The organism is Massilia sp. LjRoot122 (assembly GCF_964252725.1).
Lineage (GTDB): Bacteria > Pseudomonadota > Gammaproteobacteria > Burkholderiales > Burkholderiaceae_D > Telluria.
Genome location: NZ_CAXUPB020000001.1, coordinates 2,334,659 through 2,352,321, shown reverse-complemented (window position 1 = coordinate 2,352,321; position 17,663 = coordinate 2,334,659). Strand labels below are relative to the sequence as shown.

Below are 17,663 nucleotides of genomic sequence, written 5' to 3'. Positions count from 1 at the left end.
GATGTCCTTTCTACAGGGAGACGAGCAATGGACCAACTGGGCACGTACCGCGGTTACGACATTGCAGTTTCCCTGCACTCGAACGGAGAGTCGAAAACGCCGAAATGGCACTCTTCCATTCAAATAAATCTTGTCGGCAGGGCGGTAACAGAGCCATGCTTTACTACAGATCCAGGGTGCAGCACCGTCAGTGAAGCGAGGATCCTGGCTGTTCGCATCGCCAAATTCGTTATTGATGGGCGTCCGAACGCGGCGTCCGTCGGCGACGACGACTTGTTCGAGGAATAAATCCGCAGGACCTGGGAGAAATCATTGAGTTTTTCGCCTTTGCCTGTCACGGTGTTTGTCGTCGATGCATCCGGCGCTATCCTGAGCTGGAATAAGGCATGCGAAAAACTCATGGGCTATCGCGAAGGCGACATTGATGAGATCACCTTGGATAAGCTCGTCGAGTTCCACCCTGCGCTTCCCCTCAAGCTGCACGCTGACCTGCATGCAGGCATGGAAAGGGAAGCAATCCTGAGGTGTGCCGATGGACGCCGCCTGTCAGTTCGCATGCTGGTGGTTCCGCATGCGCTTCATTCGCAACAGGCGAATGCCTACAGCGTCGCGCTCATGCCGCATGCTGGTCAGCCACTCCCCCGTTACGAGCCGCTTCGGGACCTTCCAATTGGCGACGTCATCGAGGCCTTGCCATGCGTCTTCTATGTAGTCGACCAAAGCGGTCGCCTGCTGCTGTGGAATCACCAGCTTGAAGACACCCTCGAAATGGAGGCCAATGATTTGGCCGAGATGGACATCAGTCTATTTTTCGACAAGGATGACCGGCCGGCCATGCTGGAGAGCATCCTGCAAGCATTCCAGTTCGGGTCATCAACGCATGAGGTGGACCTGGTAGGCAGCTATGGCAAGCGCACCAGTTTCCTGTTCAACTGCGCTCGCACCCAACTCGGCAAACTGCCATGCGTTTTCGGCGCCGGACTGGACATTACAGAGCGCAAGCGCGCCGAGCACAGGCTCTTGATACGCGACCGTGCGATGCACTCGAGCCCGAATGCGATCGTGATCACCAGGTGCGACGCGGACGAGCATCGGATCGAATACGTTAACCCGGCGTTCGAGCAGATCACGGGATATACCGAGGCAGAGGTAAAAGGACTCGATCCAGGCTTCATGGATGTCCCCGGTTGCGACGACGACGAGCGCCACCGCATTCGTGAAGCCCTTCAGCGTAAGGAGGGCGTTCGCTCGATACTGCGCAGCGCGCGCAAGAATGGGGAGATTTTCTGGAACGACCTGCGTATCGACCCGGTAAAAAACCGCGATGGAAACGTCACGCATTTTGTTGGCGTCATCAACGATATCACCGAGGCGCGGCATTATGAACGACGCCTGCATCAGCTTGCCCATCACGATCCGCTGACAGGCCTTGCCAACCGCATGCTGCTGCAGGAAAAGCTAAGCATTTCCATCGACAACGCCATCCGTGACAGCACGATCGGCGCGCTTGCCTTCATCGATCTGGACAATTTTAAGCATATCAACGACAGCTTCGGCCACGATGCCGGCGATGTCATCCTGCGTACTGTCGCGGACCGGCTGCGCGAAAACATGCGCGACGAGGACACGGTTGCACGGGTCGGCGGTGACGAGTTTGTCTTGGTCATCAACGAGCAGCCTAACTACCTGCATATTGCCGATCTCGTTGAACGGATTCGACAGAGCGTCACACTACCTGTCGCGCTCGGTGCAAAGGAGATCATCCCCGGGATAAGCATCGGCGTAAGCATCTTTCCGAAAGACGGCGTGAACGCCGAAACGATCATGCGCGCTGCGGATGCAGCCATGTACCATGCGAAGTTGCTCGGCAAGAACAACTGTCAGTTCTACTCAAGCGAGTTGAGCCAAAAGGTGCATGAGCATTTACTGCTCGAGGCTAAGCTCAGCCGCGCAATTTACAACGATGAGATGGTGCTGGAGTACCAGCCGCGCGTCGAACTGCGTACCGGCAAGGTACTTGGTGCCGAAGCGCTGGTACGTTGGAAAGATCCGGCTGACGGTTTGATTGGACCTGACCGTTTCATTCCCGTTGCAGAAGAAACCGGGCTGATCGTACCCTTAGGCGAGTGGGTCATCGAAAAGACCTGCGGTGCACTCAAGACCTTGAAGGAACGTGGATTCCACGACTTCGTCATCTCGGTAAATTTGTCACCGCGCCAGTTGCGTCAGCGCCAGTTCGCCAACGGACTTATGGAAACACTCAATAAGCACGGGGTGAACCCTGCCAATCTGGAACTCGAGGTAACCGAGAGCCAGCTGATGGATCGCCCGGACGAAGCGATTGAAGCGCTCGCCCAGCTAAAAGCCGTTGGGGTGCAGTTGTCGATCGATGACTTTGGCACTGGTTATTCCAGCCTCAGCCATTTGCAAAAATTCCCCATCGATTCCCTCAAGATCGACCGCTCCTTCCTGGGGAACGTCAGCCAAAGCAGCCACCTTGTCATCACGCGGGCCATCATCTCCCTCGGGCATAACCTGAAGCTCAAGGTTGTCGCCGAAGGTGTCGAAACGTCCGAGCAACTGGCCTTCCTGCGCGACCATGATTGTGATCAGATACAAGGCTATTACTTCAGCTGCCCAGTGTCGCTAGACAAGCTGCTGGACATGGTCAACAAAGCTACGCAGATGTTTCATTGAAGTGATTGCAGGGACCCAAAGTTTCAACTGGTTTCCTGATGAGCGAGTAGCTTGGAAATTCGCCTGTCCTGGCTCGTCGGGCTTGTTTTTTCATGCTGTAGCTTGCTGATTCTCGGGTGCCCCCTTGAACAATAAAGTACCGGCTCCATCCTCTCTAAAGGAGGGTGGAGATATGAAATCCGCTTTGTTGCTTGAGCAAGATATAGATTCTTGCGCCCGAACAACGCAGGCGCTTAAGTGGCTTGGCTACGCTGTTGCCCCAATTCGCACTGCACAGCAGGCATTGAATGCGGTTCGGATGCTAAAGTTTGACCTGATCGTGACCGGTACGGCTGAAAAACCAAATGATCGGAGAGCACTCACCGGAGAACTTAAACGCTCGGCTCCCGGGTCATCAATTATTCTCATTGCCGATGATGGAAATCCGAAGCAGGAAAAACAATTGAAGAGCTACCCCGGAGTTAGCGCGGTGATCAAGCGTCCGGCATCGCTGGAAGCCTTGCGAAAGGTTGTCGAATACCAACTGGACCATGAATTGCTGCCCGCGCGTTTTCCTATGGAGGAGGAGCGTCGGCGATGTTGACCTAAATTGCCAACGAAGTCGGTGCTTAATCCCGGCTACGATGCGACCAAGTCTGCGTCGGCTGAGAAATAGTACGAACAGTGTTACAAATTATCTGAAGGTGAAACCGAGGCATTGGCTTTGCGCTTAGGCCGACCTTCTGCATCAGACAGGCGGTATTTATTTCGGCGATCTCCCATCAGGAAGCGTAGATCACGAATACTGATATTGGTAACCTCATGCATACGCATGAGGACCGATGCGCTTACCGGCAAGTGATGGTGGCGAATTTTGCTGATCACCGGTGGCGCTACCTCAAGCATGCGCGAAAGCGCAGCATCGTTTTTCAGCTGCATGTTTTGAAGCAGAGAGTCGAGCAATCGATTAGGGTCATAGGTCTGCTTCACCGGCGCATCATTTGCCATAGTTCCTCCCAGGTGTGGTAATAAACAGAAAGCAATTGTTAGGCCAGCAATGTAAGTGCCTGAATTTAAATATCCCGGTTTGAAAAAAAAGCGCTTTCAAGGATTTAGTGTAAAGGCTGCCGACGAATAAGCCGGAGGTATCGCACCCTTTTACGCCACGGCCGGAGGCTGAACCGCGTTCTGAAGAGCCTTCGCCAATCAACAGGATCTATGTAGTTGCTCCTGCATTAGCCGGAAGTGCAGCAGGCATTTCGGTCGTCACGTCGTGGAAATGCAGTTTTAAATCGCTCTAAGCCGGCGGGAAGTCGACTGCGACCCGCAGTCCACGCGCGCCCTCCACATCGCCCAGTTCGACCCGGGCGCCATGCGCGGCGGCGATCTCGCGCACGATCGCCAGGCCCAGGCCCGAACCCTGGCTGTGCTGGTCCAGGCGTACGAAACGCTGGAACACCTGGGCCCGCTTCTCGAGCGGAATGCCGGGCCCCGAATCCTCCACCGCGAACAGGACGCCGTCCGCCGTGGCGCGGCACTGCACCGTGACCTTGCCCTGCGCCGGCGTATAGCGCAGCGCGTTGTCCACCAGGTTGTCGACCAGGTCGCGCAGCATGTGGCGCTCACCGCGGATGCGGGCCGGAGCCAGCTCGAAACCGAGGTCGATGTCCTTGCGCAGCGCCTGCTCCACGAAGGTCTGCACCGACTCGCCGACGATGGCGGAGAGGTCGAGTGGCACCAGCTGGGTCTGCTCGAAGCGGTCGGGGCCGGCTCGTTCGAGCGAGAGCAGCTGGTTGGCCTGGCGGATCATGCGCTCGTTGGCCTGCAGCAGCAGCTCGACGCTGCGTACCGTTTCCGGATCGTCGCGGTGGCGGCCGGCCAGCCATTCCAGCTGCAGGCGCAGCCCCGCCAGCGGCGTGCGCAGCTGGTGGGCCACGTTGGCGCGGAAATCATCCTGGGCCCTGGCGCCGGCCGCGATGCGCCCGAGCAGCGCATTGAAGGCGGCCACCAGCGGCGTCAGTTCGCGCGGCATGCCGCTGTCGTCGAGCGGCGCGAGGTCATGGCTGCCGCGCGCGTCGAGGCGGGCGCGCAGGCGTGCCAGCGGGGCCAGCCCGTTGCCTACCGAGAACCACACCAGGCCGACCAGCGCCAGGCTGAACAACACTTCGAGCAGCACCAGCGCGCGCACGATGGCCGAGCGGACCTGCTGGCGCTGGCTCAGGGTGCGCGCCACCCCGACTTCGACCGGGCCATGACGCCCCGGCACCAGCAGGCTGGCGATGCGTACCGGCTGGCCATGCATGCGGTCGTCCCGCACCGGCTCGGCACCTTCTCGCCGCGGAAAGGCGGGATCGCCGGCCAGCACCCTGCCATGCGCATCGCGCACCACGAACCAGCTGGGGTCCGGGGCGCCGGCCTGCAGCACCTGGGCGGCCGGCAGTTCCAGCCCCATGGCCGGGTTGCCGGGGCGCAGGCGCGCAGCCAGGCCGGTGGCGGCATCGAGCAGGCCCTGGTCGAAGGCCAGCTGGGCCGGCGTCCAGGCCAGCAGATAGGTCAGGCTGGCGGCCAGCAGGTTGAACACGAGGATGGGCGCGACCAGCCACTTCAGCAGGCGCAGGCGGATGCTGCTCATGCGCCCCTCAGTCGCCCGCTTCGAGCAGGTAGCCGAAGCCGCGGATGGTGCGGATCGCCACGCCGGCCCCGTCGAGTTTCAGGCGCAGGCGCGAGACGTAGACCTCGACCGCGTTGAGAGTCAGGTCGTCGCCCCAGGGCGCGATGGCATCGATGATCTGCTGCTTCGACACGACCCTGCCGGCATGCAGCAGCAGGTATTCGAGCACGCCCCATTCGCGCGCCGACAGTTCCAGCGGGCGCTCGCCCACGCGGGCGCGGCGGGTACTGCTGTCCAGGCTGAGGCTTCCCAGGCCGAGCTGGCTCGGCGGCGGCGCCACGCGGCGTGCCAGCGCACGGATGCGCGCCACCAGTTCGGCGCTGGCGAAGGGTTTCACGAGGTAGTCGTCGGCACCGGCTTCCAGGCCGCGGACCCGGTCTTCGACGGCGTCGCGGGCGGTCAGCAGCAGGACCGGGGTGGTGGTGCCGCGCGCGCGCAGGCGGCGCAGCACTTCGAAGCCATCGATGCCCGGCAGGCCGATATCCAGGACCACGACGGTGGGCTGGTTTCCCTGCAGGCGGGCATCGGCTTTGATGCCGTCGCGCAGCACCTCGACCTGCATGTCCTGGGCCTGCAAAGTCCGAACCAGCCCGTCGGCCAGCACGGCATCGTCTTCGACCAGCAGCAGGGGCAGGGGCATCGTCGTGTCAGGGAGAGAAGAAAGTCACATTATGCGCGAATCCGCAGCATAAGCGTTTCCCTGGAAGAAGAAAAAGCAATGACAGAACGTCATCCCTCTAGTAGGACTGGGCTGACAAAACATGCTGCGCCAAGCCTACACAGGTGCGACTGCTAATCTTATGTTCGGCAGCGGACTATAGCTTTAATGTACACACATCGCGATGAGGAAACGAAAACAAGACCTCGGACAATCGCCCCCGACGCACGTTAGAGATAAGAGGACATAAAATGAACAACACTCAACTTGGTGGTTCGCAGAAGGCCCAGCACAAGCTCCCAGCCACGAGTGAGACTGTGAAAGCCGCGTCCCGCCCCGTTGTCAGCTACAGCGGCACCCAGCAGAACGAACTGCTCGGCGCCCTGCCCCGCCAAGACCTGGAAACCCTGTTCGAGCACCTGGAACTTGTCCCTCTGCCCTTCGGCAAGGAGTTGTTTGAGTATGGCAGCAAACTGGAATATGTGTATTTCCCTACCACGGCAATCGTGTCGCTGCTGTACGTGATGGAAGACGGCGCCACCACCGAGATCGCGGTGGTCGGTCACGAAGGCGCGGTCGGCGTGTCGCTGTTCATGGGCGAACGCGCCACCTGCAGCGCCGTGGTCCAGAGCGCCGGCTACGGCTACCGCCTCAAGACCCAGTACCTGCGTGATGCCTTCAACCGCGGCGGCGCCCTGCCACAACTGCTGATGCGTTACACCAACGCCCTGTTCGCCCAGATGGCCCAGAACGCCGTTGGCGGCCGCCACAGCTCGATCGAACAGAAACTGTGCCGCTGGCTGCTCGACCGCCTGGACCGTTCGGCCAGCAACGAGCTGAAAGTGACCCAGGAACTCATCTCGATCATGCTGGGTGTGCGCCGCGAAAGCATCACCGCCGCCGCCGGCAAGCTGCAGGACGAAGGCCTGATCCAGTACCGCCGCGGCAACATCACGGTGCTCGACCGTGCGGGACTGGAAGAGTACGCCGGCGAATGCTACAAGGTCGCCAAGTCGGAATACGACCGCCTGCTCATGGATGTGGCGCGTTAATTCCAGCAGATACATCCACCGGCCTTGCGCCGGTGTTTGAAACACCACCCGACGCCGTCTCCTTCAACAGGGACGGCGTTGTCGTTTCCACGGTTTCGCGGAGTGCCGCCACGGGCACGTTGCCCTCTCCGCCCGGCGCCGCGGCCGGAATCCAGGCGTGCACGCAGGTGCCGATGCCGTTCACGCCGCGTCCCACATTCAGGCTGCCGCCCAGCAGCAAGGCGCGCTCGCGCATGCCGAGCAGGCCATGCGACTTCGACTTGGCCATGGCATCCTGCGGAATGCCGATGCCGTCGTCGGTGATTTCCAGTTCCCAGCCGTCCGGTTCACGGGTCAGGTTGACGATTACGGTGCGGGCCTTGGCATACTTGGCGATGTTGTTCAGGGCTTCCTGGGTGATGCGGAACAGCGCAATCGCCTGCATCGGCCCGGCGTGGTCGGCCTCGGCATCGACCAGGGCATCGCAGTCGAGCGCGGTCACGCGCGCATAATCGGCGCAATAACTCTGCAGCGCGGCCGACAGCCCCATATTGTCGAGCAGGCTTGGACGCAGGTTTTCGATGATGCGGCGCTTGAGCTGGACGGTATCGACCAGGGTCTTGCGCGCCCTGGCCAGCATCGCCACCAGCTCGGGGTGCGTGCCCTTGAGTTTCTCGCCCACCGAGGTCATGTCCATGCCGATCGCGGTCAGGTTGGCGCCCATCTCGTCGTGCAGTTCGCGCGCCAGACGCGACTTTTCTTCTTCCTGCACCCGGATCAGGTGGCGCGACAGCACCGACAACTGCTCGGTACGCTCGGCCACGACGGCTTCCAGGCTGTCGTTGGTGTCTTGCAAGGCACGCTCGGCTGCCAGGCGCAGGCGGAAGCTGCGCTGCACCAGGTTATGGAACAGCAGGATCACGAGGATAGCGGCGGCGTTGATGCCGACGCCGAGCAGCACCGTGCGGCGCGTCTGCTCGTAGAAGGCGGCGGTGCGGGTAGCCAACAACTCGTTCTGCTCGCGCGTCATGATCACGACCTGCAGGCGGATCTCGTCCATCTGGCCGCGCTCGTCGGTCGCAGCCGAAATGGCGACGATGTCGACCAGCCCGCCCTGGCGGTAGACCTCGAGCGACTGGTGCATCAGGCCGAGCTTGCGCTGGACCAGGCTGCGCAGCTGGGCCAGGTTCCTGGATTGCGAAGGGTTGTCGGCCAACAGCACGCTGAGGGCGCGCAGCTGGCTATCGATCTGCTGCGGCGCCGCGTGCAGCGCGCCGAGATTGATTTCCGAACCGGACAGGAAGTAGCCGCGCAAGCCGCTTTCTGCATCGGTCACGAGCAGGTTCAGGTACTGGAGCTCGTCGGTAACACGGGCGGTCTGCGCCTGCAGCGCGTTCGCCGAGCGCAGATCGTCCAGGTTGCGGACCAGGAAAACCGCATTGATGACCAGGATGACCACACAGGCCACGCACAACAGAGTCTTGGAGAGCGGCAGGCCGCGCAAACGCTTGCCGTCGAAGGCGGTGGAAAAATACATGAGCTTCCTTTCGCGCAACTTTATGCCGTCCGCGCGATTATAGTCGCGTTAGCACGACAGTGCAGCGCGGGACACTCCGGACGAAGCTCACGCGCTTTCCAGCCTCCTTGCAAGCGGGTGTGCTGGACGGTCGGCACGTGCAAGTGTGCGCGTATACGGGGCAGTACGCAACCCGAAATGTTGCGCTGCACTCGGGAAATTTTGTAACGTTTGGAAATTAATAATGCGCCGCAGAACGAAATCCTGGCGGCGCATCGGAGGCCCAGACGCCGGACGAGCCGGCGCAGGACGGTGACAGCTCAGTCGAGCAGGTTGTTCTTCATGGCGTAATAGGTCAGGTCGCTGTTCGACTGCAGGCCCATTTTTTCCATGATGCGGGTCCGGTAGGTGGACACGGTCTTGATCGACAGCGACAGCGCATTGCCGATGTCGGACACGGTGGCGCCCTTGGCCAGGCGCAGGAAGACCTGGAACTCGCGGTCGGACAGCTCGGTGTGCAGCGCCGTGTTCGGGTCGCGGTCGAAGCTCTGGGCCAGCAGTTCGCCCACGGTCGAGCTCACGTAGCGGCGGCCCTGGTACACGGTACGCACCGCGGTCTTGAGCTCGTCGGCTTCGCACTCCTTGTTCAGGTAGCCGTTGGCGCCCATCTTGAACAGGTTGAGCGCGTACTGCTGCGCCGGGTAACCGGACAGGATGAGTACCGGCAGGTTCGGCTGGCCCTGGCGGATGGTGCGCAGGATATCGATGCCGCTCTGGTCCGGCATGGCGATGTCGAGCAGAAGCACGTCGCAAATCTCGCGGCGTGCGATATCCAGGGCTTCCCGCCCGGTGGCGCCTTCGGCGACGACTTCGAAATCGCCCGACGACGAGAAAATCTGTTTGAATCCTGCTCGAACTATTTGGTGATCGTCACAAATGGCAACGCGTATCATTGTCTTCCCTTATATTTTCCCTTTTCAGGAAAGTGCCAGGTCCGTGCACACGCCCCGGCTTGCATGCGTTGATGTCAGCATGACCGCAGGTGACATTCTATCACTACGGCGCACAGCATCAACAGCGCACACTTGCTGAGTTAAGAACCACTTAAAGAAGTGCTGGCGATGCAGCCGGCAATGAGCTCAGGCGAAGCTCGTGCCTTGCCTGAGCAGTGCGAGGATGTCCACCAGCTCGGCACGGACGTACTCGATGTCGATGACTGGCGCGCTCGGCGTCGGCTCGGCTTCCGGTGCAGCGGCCAGCTCGCGGCCACGGCCGTCGAGGCGGTTGCGCGCGCCGCTGATGGTGAAGCCCTGTTCGTAGAGCAGTTCGCGGATGCGCCGGATCAGCAGCACTTCGTGGTGCTGGTAATAGCGGCGGTTACCTCGGCGTTTGACCGGCTTTAGCTGGGTAAATTCCTGTTCCCAGTAGCGAAGCACGTGCGGTTTGACACCGCACAAGTCGCTCACTTCACCGATGGTGAAATAACGCTTCGCCGGAATCGGCGGCAGCACGATGGCTTCAGGCTTGTTCGGTCGTTCGCTCATCTAGCACTCAGGCACTCAGGCAGCACGGGCCAGCGAGTTGCTCGGAGGACTAGTCTCCTCGACCATTCCTTTGAGCTTCTGGCTGGCGTGGAAAGTCACGACGCGGCGCGCCGTGATCGGGATCTCTTCCCCGGTTTTCGGGTTGCGACCCGGCCGCTGCGGCTTGTCGCGCAACTGGAAGTTGCCGAAACCGGACAGCTTGACCGCTTCGCCGCGCTCGAGCGCGTTGCGGATCTCGTCGAAGAAGGTCTCGACCATGTCCTTGGCTTCGCGCTTGTTCAGGCCGACCTGCTCGAACAGCAGCTCGGCCAGCTCGGCCTTGGTCAGGGTCGGCAGTTCCTTCTCTGCTTCCTTCCGCATCCGCGCGACTTGCGTTGCGCGATGCAGATCGGCCGCCAGTGCTTCCTGGAAAACGGCCGAGTCAACGTCGTTGTTATTAATTTTGAAGCCCTACCTTCAAGAAACGATGTTTTGGAACGATGTGAGGCAGCCCATGGACTGCCTTCGCCACATCATGCACGCAGCTTTGCGCCGACTTTTTCTTGTGCCGCACGCGCCACGGCCGCCATGATGGCGTCCACCGCGTCGTCCTGCAGCGTCGATTGAGTATCTTGCAAGCCAAAGCGGAAAGCAAGGCTTTTTTCATCCGTCTCCAGGCCCTTGCCGCGGTATTCATCAAACAAAACAACGGCTTGCACGATCTTGCCACCAGGATTGCTTGCGATTTCGGCATGGAAAGTATCGAGCACTTCCTGGGCCGAAACGCCCTGCTTCACCACCAGCGCCAGGTCGCGGGTCGCGCCCGGGAACTTCGAAATCTCGGCATAGGCCGGCACGACGCGCTGGCGCAGCGCCTCCGCATCGACCTCGAACAGGACCGGCGCGTGCGGCAGGTCGTACTTCTGCAGCCAGCGCGGGTGCAGTTCACCGATGAAGCCGACGCGCTTGCCGTCGAGTTCGACGAAGGCGCTGCGGCCCGGGTGCAGCGCCGGGTGCTCGCCCTTCACGAAGCGCAGCACGCGCGGGGCGAACAGCGCCTCGAGGTCGGCCTTGAGGTCGAAGAAGTCGACCGCACGGGTCTTCTCGCCCCACTGCTCGTCGACCGACGGGCCGTAGGCGATGGCGGCGACGCGCTTGGGCTGCTCGAAACCGGCCACCGACAGCGGGCCATCCTGCACCTCGCTGTTACGCTGGAAGACGGCGCCGATTTCAAACACGCGCACGCGGCCGGCCTTGCGGTTGACGTTGTAGCGCACGTTGGCCAGCAGGCTGCCCACCAGGTTCGAGCGCATCACGCTCATCTGGCTGGCGATCGGGTTCTGCAGGCGGATCGGATCGCTGTTGGAGGCGAAATCCTGTTCCCACTGCGACTCCACGAAGCTCATGTTGACCACTTCCTGGTAACCCAGGTCGGCCAGCTGGTGGCGGATCGCAAACAGCGAGCGGGTGTTTTCCGGCTCGATCAGCATCGCGCTCGGCGCCACCGGCGGATTCGCCGGGATGTTCTCGAAGCCGTAGACGCGCGCCACTTCCTCGATCAGGTCTTCCTCGATCTCGATGTCGAAGCGGTAGGACGGCGAAGTCACGTGGAACACGCCATCGGCGAAGCTGAACGGCAGCTGCAGGCGGGTGAAGATGTCGGCCACCAGCTCGTCGGTGAGCGGCACGCCGATCACCTTGGCGGCGCGCGCGGTGCGCATCGCGACCGCCTTCGGCTGCGGCAGGTTCACGGCCTGGTCGTCGACCGGGCCCACTTTGGTGTCGGGCGTGCCGCAGATCTCGACGATCAGCGCGGTGATGCGCTCGATATGCTCGACGGTGGTCGCGTAGTCGACGCCGCGCTCGAAGCGGTGCGCCGCATCGGTCGAGAAATTGTACTTGCGCGCACGGCCCTGGATCGCGTTCGGCCACCAGAAGGCGGCTTCCAGGTAGATGTCGGTGGTGTCCAGGGTCACGGCGGTGGAATCGCCACCCATGATGCCGGCCAGCGATTCGATTTCCTTGTCGTCGGCGATCACGCCGACCCACTCGTCGACCTCGATGGTGTTGCCGTTGAGGAGCTTGAGGGTCTCGCCCTTTTTACCCCAGCGCACGTCCAGGCCGCCGTGGATCTTGTTCATATCGAAGACGTGCGAAGGACGGCCGACTTCCAGCATCACGTAGTTCGAGATGTCGACCAGGGCCGACACCGAGCGCTGGCCGCTGCGCTCGAGGCGCTGCTTCATCCAGTCCGGCGTGGCCGCGCGCGCGTTCAGGCCGCGGATGACGCGGCCCGAGAAGCGGCCGCACAGGTCCGGGGCCGAGATCTTCACCGGCAGGGTTTCATCGAGATTGACCGCCACCTGCTTGGTGGTCGGCACGTGCAGCGGCGTGCCGGTCAGGGCCGACACTTCGCGCGCCACGCCCAGCACCGACAGGCAGTCCGCCTTGTTCGGGGTCAGCTTGATGGTGAACTTCAGGTCGTCCAGGCCGAGATAGTCGCGGATGCTTGTACCGACCGGCGCGTCGGCCGGCAGTTCCATCAGGCCGCTGCTCTCTTCCGAGATCTTCAGTTCCTTGGCCGAGCACATCATGCCCTGCGATTCGACGCCGCGCAGCTTGCCGACCTTGATCGCGAAGGGCTTGCCGTCGGCGCCCGGCGGCAGCACGGCGCCGGCCTTGGCGCAGATCGCCTTCATGCCGGCGCGCACGTTCGGCGCGCCGCAGACGATGTTCAGCAGGGTGCCGGTGCCCACGTCCACCTGGCAGACATTGAGGCGGTCGGCGTCCGGGTGCTTGGCGACTTCCTTGACTTCGGCCACGACCACGTTCGAGAACGGCGGCGCGACGGGCTCGACTTCCTCGACTTCCAGGCCGGACATGGTCAGCAGATGGGACAGTTCATCCGAGGACATCTTCGGATCGACCAGGGAACGGAGCCAGTTTTCGGAGAATTGCATATTCGTTGTACCTTCTTCTTGCCGCGAGGGTTTAGTTGAACTGTTTCAGGAAACGGAGGTCGCCTTCGTAGAACAGGCGCAGGTCGTTGATTCCATAACGCAGCATGGTCAGGCGCTCGAGGCCGGAGCCGAACGCGAAACCGATAAACTTTTCCGGGTCCAGGCCGAAATTGCGCACGACGGTCGGGTGGACCTGGCCGGCGCCCGACACCTCGAGCCAGCGGCCCTTGAGCGGACCGGAGCCGAAGGCGATGTCGATCTCGGCCGACGGTTCGGTGAACGGGAAGTAGGACGGACGGAAGCGCACCTGCAGGTCGTCGGTCTCGAAGAAAGCCTTGACGAAGTTCAGGTAGACGCCCTTGAGGTCGGCGAAGGAAATGTCTTCGCCGATCCACAGGCCTTCGACCTGGTGGAACATCGGCGAGTGGGTGGCATCGCTGTCGACGCGGTAGGTGCGGCCCGGCGCGATCACCTTGATCGGCGGCGTGTGGGTGCGCGCGTAGCGCACCTGCATCGGGCTGGTGTGGGTGCGCAGCAGCAGCGGCTTGCCGGTGCTGTCATTGCCCTCGATGTAGAAAGTGTCCTGCATCGAACGGGCCGGGTGGTTTTCCGGGCTGTTCAGTGCGGTGAAGTTGGTCCAGTCGGTTTCGATCTCCGGGCCGTCGGCCACGTCGAAGCCGATCGAGCGGAAGATCTGCTCGACGCGCTCCCAGGTGCGCATCACCGGGTGAATGCCGCCCTTGGAGCGGCCGCGGCCCGGCAGGGTCACGTCGATCGCTTCCAGGTTCAGGCGGGCTTCGAGCTGGGCATTGGCCAGGGCGTCGCGGCGGGCGGTCAAGGCGCTTTCGATTTTTTCTTTTGCGGCATTGATCAGGGCGCCCTGCGCCTTGCGCTGCTCGGGATCGAGCTTGCCCAGACCCTTCATCAGGTCGGTGATTTGCCCGGTCTTGCCCAGGTATTTTGCTTTTGCATTTTCGAGCGCGGCGGCGTCCGCGGCGGCGGTGAAGTCAGCCTGGGCCGAAGTCACCAGTTGTGACAGCGCGAGATCTTCCAGCGATTGCATGCTTGTTCTTTTCCTGTTTGGGTGGTGGCAGGAGCCACAATCAAAAACGGGGCACAGGTGTAACACCGTGCCCCGCTCTTTTTGCGCCCCTGTTACCAGGGACGCTGGTCTTGCTAGCAGACTTGCCTGATTAGGCAGCCAGCTTGGCCTTGGCGGCGGTGACAATCGCGGCGAATGCCGGCTTGTCATGCACAGCCATGTCGGCCAGGACTTTACGGTCCAGTTCAATCCCGGACTTCTTCAGACCGTTCATGAAGGCGCTGTAGGTCATGCCGTGCGAACGCGATGCCGCGTTGATACGGGTGATCCACAGTGCGCGGAAGACGCGCTTCTTGTTACGACGGTCGCGGTAGGCGTACTGGCCAGCGCGCATGACTGCTTGCTTGGCAATACGGAATACCTTACTGCGGCGGCCGCGGTAGCCTTTAGCAAGTTCAAGGACCTTCTTGTGACGGGCACGTGCAGTAACCCCACGTTTTACTCGAGGCATATTAGCTCCCTTTGTAGATGATTAGTGAGATTAAGCGGAAGGCATCATGCGGTAGACGCTGGTCACGTCCGACGCATTGATGTTACGGGTGCCGCGCAGTTGACGCTTGTTCTTGGTGGTCTTCTTGGTCAGGATGTGACGCTTGAACGCCATACCCGACTTGACGGTACCACCCGGACGCACGCGAAAACGCTTCTTCGCGGAGCTTTTGGTTTTCATTTTTGGCATAGTATTCTGCCCTTTTACGGACAGCCTCTATACGACAGGATTGCAGGTGGCGGCAACGCTGCTCTTGGATGCCTGCTTTCACTTGTCTTGCAGCCGACGCCACTACCTGCCGACTACAACCTGCTTTTAAAAAACAGGAACCGCAGATGATAGCACAGGTCTGGCGGGAATGGTTGGGGCGGGGAGCGGTTTTATCCGCAGCAGCCGAACCGGACCACACAAACGAACACAGGCCGGGCCCAGGCCCAGCTTGCGCTGGAACCCGGACCCGGCCCATTCATCTGACGGCGTGAAGAATTACTTTTTCTTCTTCGGCGCAACGATCATGATCATCTGGCGACCCTCGAGCTTCGGGAACTGCTCGACCTGGCCGACTTCTTCCAGGTCGCCGCGCAGGCGCTCGAGCATGCGCATGCCGATGTCCTGGTGCGCCATTTCGCGGCCGCGGAAGCGCAGCGTGATCTTGGTCTTGTCGCCCTCTTCCAGGAACTTGATGAGGTTGCGCAGCTTGATGCTGTAGTCGCCCTCATCGGTACCCGGACGGAACTTGACTTCCTTGACCTGGATGATCTTCTGCTTCAGCTTGGCTTCGTGCGCCTTCTTCTGCTCGGAGTACTTGAACTTGCCGTAATCCATCAGGCGGCAGACCGGCGGGACCGCGTTCGGCGCGATTTCGACCAGGTCGACGTTCTTTTCCTCGGCCATGCGGAACGCGTCCGCCAGGCTCACGATGCCCAGCGGTTCGTTTTCCACACCATTGAGGCGCATTTCGGGATGGGTGATTTCGCCGTTGATGCGATGCTGTTTGTCAGTAGCTATGTTGTTTCCTTTGAAAGTATGAAAGTAGACCGGCGTTAGTGTAGCGTATTTCGCTTACTTCGCCTTGGCGGCGATTTCGCCCACCAGACGCTCCACGAGCGCGTCGACCGGCATCACGCCGAGGTCGACATTGCCGCGGGCACGCACGGCCACGGTATTTGCTTCACGTTCTTTATCGCCAACAACCAGAATGTACGGCAGTTTTTGGACAGAATGCTCGCGAATTTTATAAGTAATCTTCTCGTTCCGCAAATCAGCGTGAACGCGGATGCCGGCCGCGCGCAGTTTGGCTTCGACCTGCCTCACATAATCTGCTTGCGCATCCGAAATATTCAAGACCGCCACTTGCACCGGGGCCAGCCACAGCGGCAGCGCGCCGGCGTAGTTTTCGATCAGGATGCCGATGAAACGTTCCATCGAACCGACGATCGCACGGTGCAGCATCACCGGCACCTTGCGGGTATTGTCTTCCGCGACATATTCGGCGCCGAGGCGACCCGGCATCGAGAAGTCGACCTGCATGGTACCGACCTGCCATGGACGGCCGAGGCTGTCCTTCAGGTGGTACTCGATCTTCGGGCCGTAGAAGGCACCCTCGCCCGGCAGCTCGGTCCATTCCACGCCGCAGGCGCGCAGTGCCGAACGCAGCGCTTCTTCCGCCTCGTCCCAGACTTCGTCGGTGCCGATGCGGCTGTCGGGACGCAGGGCCAGCTTGACTTCGATGTTGTTGAAGCCGAAGTCGTCGTAGACCTGCATCGCCTGGGCGTGGAAGGCGGTCACTTCGGCTTCGATCTGCTCTTCGGTGCAGAAGATGTGGCCGTCGTCCTGGGTAAAGCCGCGCACGCGCATGATGCCGTGCAGCGCACCCGAAGACTCGTTGCGGTGGCACTGGCCGAATTCGCCGTAGCGCAGCGGCAGGTCGCGGTAGCTCTTCATGCCCGAGTTATAGATCTGCACGTGGCCCGGGCAGTTCATCGGCTTGAGGGCGTAGGAACGGTTCTCGGAGTCAGTGGTGAACATGTTCTCGCGATAGTTGTCCCAGTGACCGGTCTTCTGCCACAGGGTCACGTCCAGGATCTGCGGCGCCTTGACTTCGTCGTAGCCGTTGACCTGGTACTTCTTGCGCATGTACTGCTCAACCTGCTGCCAGACGGTCCAGCCCTTCGGGTGCCAGAAGATCAGGCCCGGGGCCTCATCCTGGAAGTGGAACAGGTCTAACGCTTTTCCGATTTTCCTGTGGTCGCGCTTTTCCGCCTCTTCCAGCATGTGCAGGTACTGCTCCTGGTCTTCCTTCTTGGCCCAGGCGGTGCCGTAGACGCGCTGCAGCATCTCGTTCTTCGAATCGCCGCGCCAGTAGGCGCCGGCCAGCTTCATCAGCTTGAAGACCTTCAGCTTGCCGGTCGAGGGCACGTGCGGGCCGCGGCACAGGTCGGTGAAACCACCCTGGGCGTACAGCGACACGTCTTCATTCGCGGGAATCGAGGCGATGATCTCGGCCTTGTACTCTTCGCCGATCGACTTGAAGTAAGCCACGGCTTCGTCGCGCGGCAGCACCTTGCGGGTGACGGCCTCATCCTTCTTGGCGAGTTCCGCCATTTTCTTTTCGATTGCCGCCAGGTCGTCCGGGGTGAACGGGCGCTTGTACGAGAAGTCGTAGTAGAAGCCGTTCTCGATGACCGGACCGATGGTGACTTGCGCTTCCGGGAACAGTTCCTTGACGGCGTGCGCCAGCAGGTGGGCGGTCGAGTGGCGGATGACTTCCAGGCCGTCCGCGTCACGGTCGGTGACGATCGCCAGGTCGGCATCTTCCTCGATCAGGAAGGAAGTATCGACGACCTTGCCGTTGACCTTGCCGGCGAGCGCGGCCTTGGCCAGGCTCGGCGCGATGTTCTGGGCCACCTGGGCGACGGTGACGGGGCCGTCGAACTGACGGCTGGAGCCATCGGGGAGTCGAACGTTGAGCATACTGTTCTCCAATGTGGCGCAGCGCGCCGCTAAAAGTTGAAAATATTGAAAGCCGAATTCTCG

At 61.3% G+C, this 17,663-nt stretch carries 17 protein-coding genes; 4 read left to right on the top strand and 13 right to left on the bottom strand.

Annotated elements, in window-relative coordinates:
• The first annotated feature begins 27 nt into the window (after nucleotides 1–27).
• The 3 genes from ACSQ25_RS10365 (at nucleotide 28) to ACSQ25_RS10355 (ending at nucleotide 3,280) form a co-directional block, all read left to right on the top strand.
• The gene (locus ACSQ25_RS10365; RefSeq protein ID WP_436105606.1) at nucleotides 28–288 is read left to right on the top strand and encodes a hypothetical protein; all 261 of its coding nucleotides are present in this window, start codon (nucleotides 28–30) and stop codon (nucleotides 286–288) included.
• A 24-nt stretch (nucleotides 289–312) separates the two neighbouring features.
• The gene (locus ACSQ25_RS10360; protein ID WP_436105605.1) at nucleotides 313–2,697 is read left to right on the top strand and encodes a sensor domain-containing protein; all 2,385 of its coding nucleotides are present in this window, start codon (nucleotides 313–315) and stop codon (nucleotides 2,695–2,697) included.
• Nucleotides 2,698–2,869: 172 nt separating this feature from the next.
• Entirely contained in the window at nucleotides 2,870–3,280 is a 411-nt protein-coding gene (locus ACSQ25_RS10355; protein ID WP_436105604.1) for a hypothetical protein, read from the top strand.
• Nucleotides 3,281–3,363: 83 nt separating this feature from the next.
• Here ACSQ25_RS10355 and ACSQ25_RS10350 read toward each other — a convergent pair whose 3' ends face one another.
• The 3 genes from ACSQ25_RS10350 to ACSQ25_RS10340 all read right to left on the bottom strand — a co-directional run bounded on the left by ACSQ25_RS10350 (nucleotide 3,364) and on the right by ACSQ25_RS10340 (nucleotide 5,987).
• Nucleotides 3,364–3,684, bottom strand: coding sequence for a hypothetical protein (locus ACSQ25_RS10350; RefSeq protein ID WP_436105603.1), 321 nt, complete (start codon nucleotides 3,682–3,684; stop codon nucleotides 3,364–3,366).
• Between the two features lie 289 nt (nucleotides 3,685–3,973).
• The gene (locus ACSQ25_RS10345; RefSeq protein ID WP_436105602.1) at nucleotides 3,974–5,308 is read right to left on the bottom strand and encodes a sensor histidine kinase; all 1,335 of its coding nucleotides are present in this window, start codon (nucleotides 5,306–5,308) and stop codon (nucleotides 3,974–3,976) included.
• 7 nt (nucleotides 5,309–5,315) lie between these two features.
• A complete protein-coding gene (locus tag ACSQ25_RS10340) occupies nucleotides 5,316–5,987 on the bottom strand; it encodes a response regulator transcription factor (protein WP_436105601.1) in 672 nt (223 codons plus the stop codon).
• A gap of 269 nt (nucleotides 5,988–6,256) precedes the next feature.
• Between ACSQ25_RS10340 and ACSQ25_RS10335 the strand changes: the two genes are divergently transcribed.
• Nucleotides 6,257–7,057 (top strand): Crp/Fnr family transcriptional regulator, encoded by an 801-nt coding sequence (locus tag ACSQ25_RS10335; protein WP_436105600.1) that lies wholly within the window; start codon nucleotides 6,257–6,259, stop codon nucleotides 7,055–7,057.
• On the opposite strand, the gene ACSQ25_RS10330 is transcribed toward ACSQ25_RS10335, so the two are convergent.
• The 10 genes from ACSQ25_RS10330 to thrS form a co-directional block, all read right to left on the bottom strand.
• Entirely contained in the window at nucleotides 7,038–8,573 is a 1,536-nt protein-coding gene (locus ACSQ25_RS10330) for a CHASE3 domain-containing protein (protein ID WP_436105599.1), read from the bottom strand. The two genes, ACSQ25_RS10335 and ACSQ25_RS10330, sit on opposite strands and share 20 nt — an antisense overlap.
• Nucleotides 8,574–8,872: 299 nt before the next feature.
• A complete protein-coding gene (locus ACSQ25_RS10325; RefSeq protein WP_005667428.1) occupies nucleotides 8,873–9,505 on the bottom strand; it encodes a response regulator in 633 nt (210 codons plus the stop codon).
• A gap of 186 nt (nucleotides 9,506–9,691) precedes the next feature.
• Nucleotides 9,692–10,096, bottom strand: coding sequence for a MerR family transcriptional regulator (locus tag ACSQ25_RS10320; RefSeq protein ID WP_436105598.1), 405 nt, complete (start codon nucleotides 10,094–10,096; stop codon nucleotides 9,692–9,694).
• Nucleotides 10,097–10,111: 15 nt separating this feature from the next.
• Complete coding sequence (locus ACSQ25_RS10315; protein WP_227802631.1) at nucleotides 10,112–10,456, bottom strand: integration host factor subunit alpha; 345 nt, start codon at nucleotides 10,454–10,456, stop codon at nucleotides 10,112–10,114.
• Nucleotides 10,457–10,608: 152 nt separating this feature from the next.
• On the bottom strand, nucleotides 10,609–13,035 hold the full coding sequence (gene pheT / locus ACSQ25_RS10310) for a phenylalanine--tRNA ligase subunit beta (RefSeq protein ID WP_436105597.1): 2,427 nt from the start codon (nucleotides 13,033–13,035) through the stop codon (nucleotides 10,609–10,611).
• A gap of 31 nt (nucleotides 13,036–13,066) precedes the next feature.
• Nucleotides 13,067–14,098, bottom strand: a complete 1,032-nt coding sequence (pheS, locus tag ACSQ25_RS10305; protein ID WP_436105596.1) for a phenylalanine--tRNA ligase subunit alpha — start codon at nucleotides 14,096–14,098, stop codon at nucleotides 13,067–13,069.
• Nucleotides 14,099–14,228: 130 nt separating this feature from the next.
• Entirely contained in the window at nucleotides 14,229–14,588 is a 360-nt protein-coding gene (gene rplT / locus ACSQ25_RS10300; RefSeq protein WP_027865360.1) for a 50S ribosomal protein L20, read from the bottom strand.
• Nucleotides 14,589–14,618: 30 nt separating this feature from the next.
• Nucleotides 14,619–14,816: a 50S ribosomal protein L35 gene (gene rpmI, locus ACSQ25_RS10295; RefSeq protein ID WP_026354218.1), complete on the bottom strand. Its 198-nt coding sequence runs from the start codon at nucleotides 14,814–14,816 to the stop codon at nucleotides 14,619–14,621.
• A 297-nt stretch (nucleotides 14,817–15,113) separates the two neighbouring features.
• The gene (gene infC, locus ACSQ25_RS10290; protein WP_436108049.1) at nucleotides 15,114–15,635 is read right to left on the bottom strand and encodes a translation initiation factor IF-3; all 522 of its coding nucleotides are present in this window, start codon (nucleotides 15,633–15,635) and stop codon (nucleotides 15,114–15,116) included.
• A gap of 54 nt (nucleotides 15,636–15,689) precedes the next feature.
• Nucleotides 15,690–17,600: a threonine--tRNA ligase gene (thrS, locus tag ACSQ25_RS10285; RefSeq protein WP_436105595.1), complete on the bottom strand. Its 1,911-nt coding sequence runs from the start codon at nucleotides 17,598–17,600 to the stop codon at nucleotides 15,690–15,692.
• Nucleotides 17,601–17,663 lie beyond the last annotated feature (63 nt).

What these genes read in the sequence shown, in the direction of transcription:
- ACSQ25_RS10350 (WP_436105603.1), bottom strand. Translation starts at nt 3,684, where the DNA reads ATGGCAAATGATGCGCCGGTGAAGCAGACCTATGACCCTAATCGATTG.
- ACSQ25_RS10345 (WP_436105602.1), bottom strand. Translation starts at nt 5,308, where the DNA reads ATGAGCAGCATCCGCCTGCGCCTGCTGAAGTGGCTGGTCGCGCCCATC.
- ACSQ25_RS10365 (WP_436105606.1), top strand. Translation starts at nt 28, where the DNA reads ATGGACCAACTGGGCACGTACCGCGGTTACGACATTGCAGTTTCCCTG.
- thrS (WP_436105595.1), bottom strand. Translation starts at nt 17,600, where the DNA reads ATGCTCAACGTTCGACTCCCCGATGGCTCCAGCCGTCAGTTCGACGGC.
- ACSQ25_RS10355 (WP_436105604.1), top strand. Translation starts at nt 2,870, where the DNA reads ATGAAATCCGCTTTGTTGCTTGAGCAAGATATAGATTCTTGCGCCCGA.
- ACSQ25_RS10330 (WP_436105599.1), bottom strand. Translation starts at nt 8,573, where the DNA reads ATGTATTTTTCCACCGCCTTCGACGGCAAGCGTTTGCGCGGCCTGCCG.
- pheT (WP_436105597.1), bottom strand. Translation starts at nt 13,035, where the DNA reads ATGCAATTCTCCGAAAACTGGCTCCGTTCCCTGGTCGATCCGAAGATG.
- ACSQ25_RS10325 (WP_005667428.1), bottom strand. Translation starts at nt 9,505, where the DNA reads ATGATACGCGTTGCCATTTGTGACGATCACCAAATAGTTCGAGCAGGA.
- rpmI (WP_026354218.1), bottom strand. Translation starts at nt 14,816, where the DNA reads ATGCCAAAAATGAAAACCAAAAGCTCCGCGAAGAAGCGTTTTCGCGTG.
- ACSQ25_RS10335 (WP_436105600.1), top strand. Translation starts at nt 6,257, where the DNA reads ATGAACAACACTCAACTTGGTGGTTCGCAGAAGGCCCAGCACAAGCTC.
- rplT (WP_027865360.1), bottom strand. Translation starts at nt 14,588, where the DNA reads ATGCCTCGAGTAAAACGTGGGGTTACTGCACGTGCCCGTCACAAGAAG.
- ACSQ25_RS10340 (WP_436105601.1), bottom strand. Translation starts at nt 5,987, where the DNA reads ATGCCCCTGCCCCTGCTGCTGGTCGAAGACGATGCCGTGCTGGCCGAC.
- ACSQ25_RS10320 (WP_436105598.1), bottom strand. Translation starts at nt 10,096, where the DNA reads ATGAGCGAACGACCGAACAAGCCTGAAGCCATCGTGCTGCCGCCGATT.
- ACSQ25_RS10315 (WP_227802631.1), bottom strand. Translation starts at nt 10,456, where the DNA reads ATGCGGAAGGAAGCAGAGAAGGAACTGCCGACCCTGACCAAGGCCGAG.
- pheS (WP_436105596.1), bottom strand. Translation starts at nt 14,098, where the DNA reads ATGCAATCGCTGGAAGATCTCGCGCTGTCACAACTGGTGACTTCGGCC.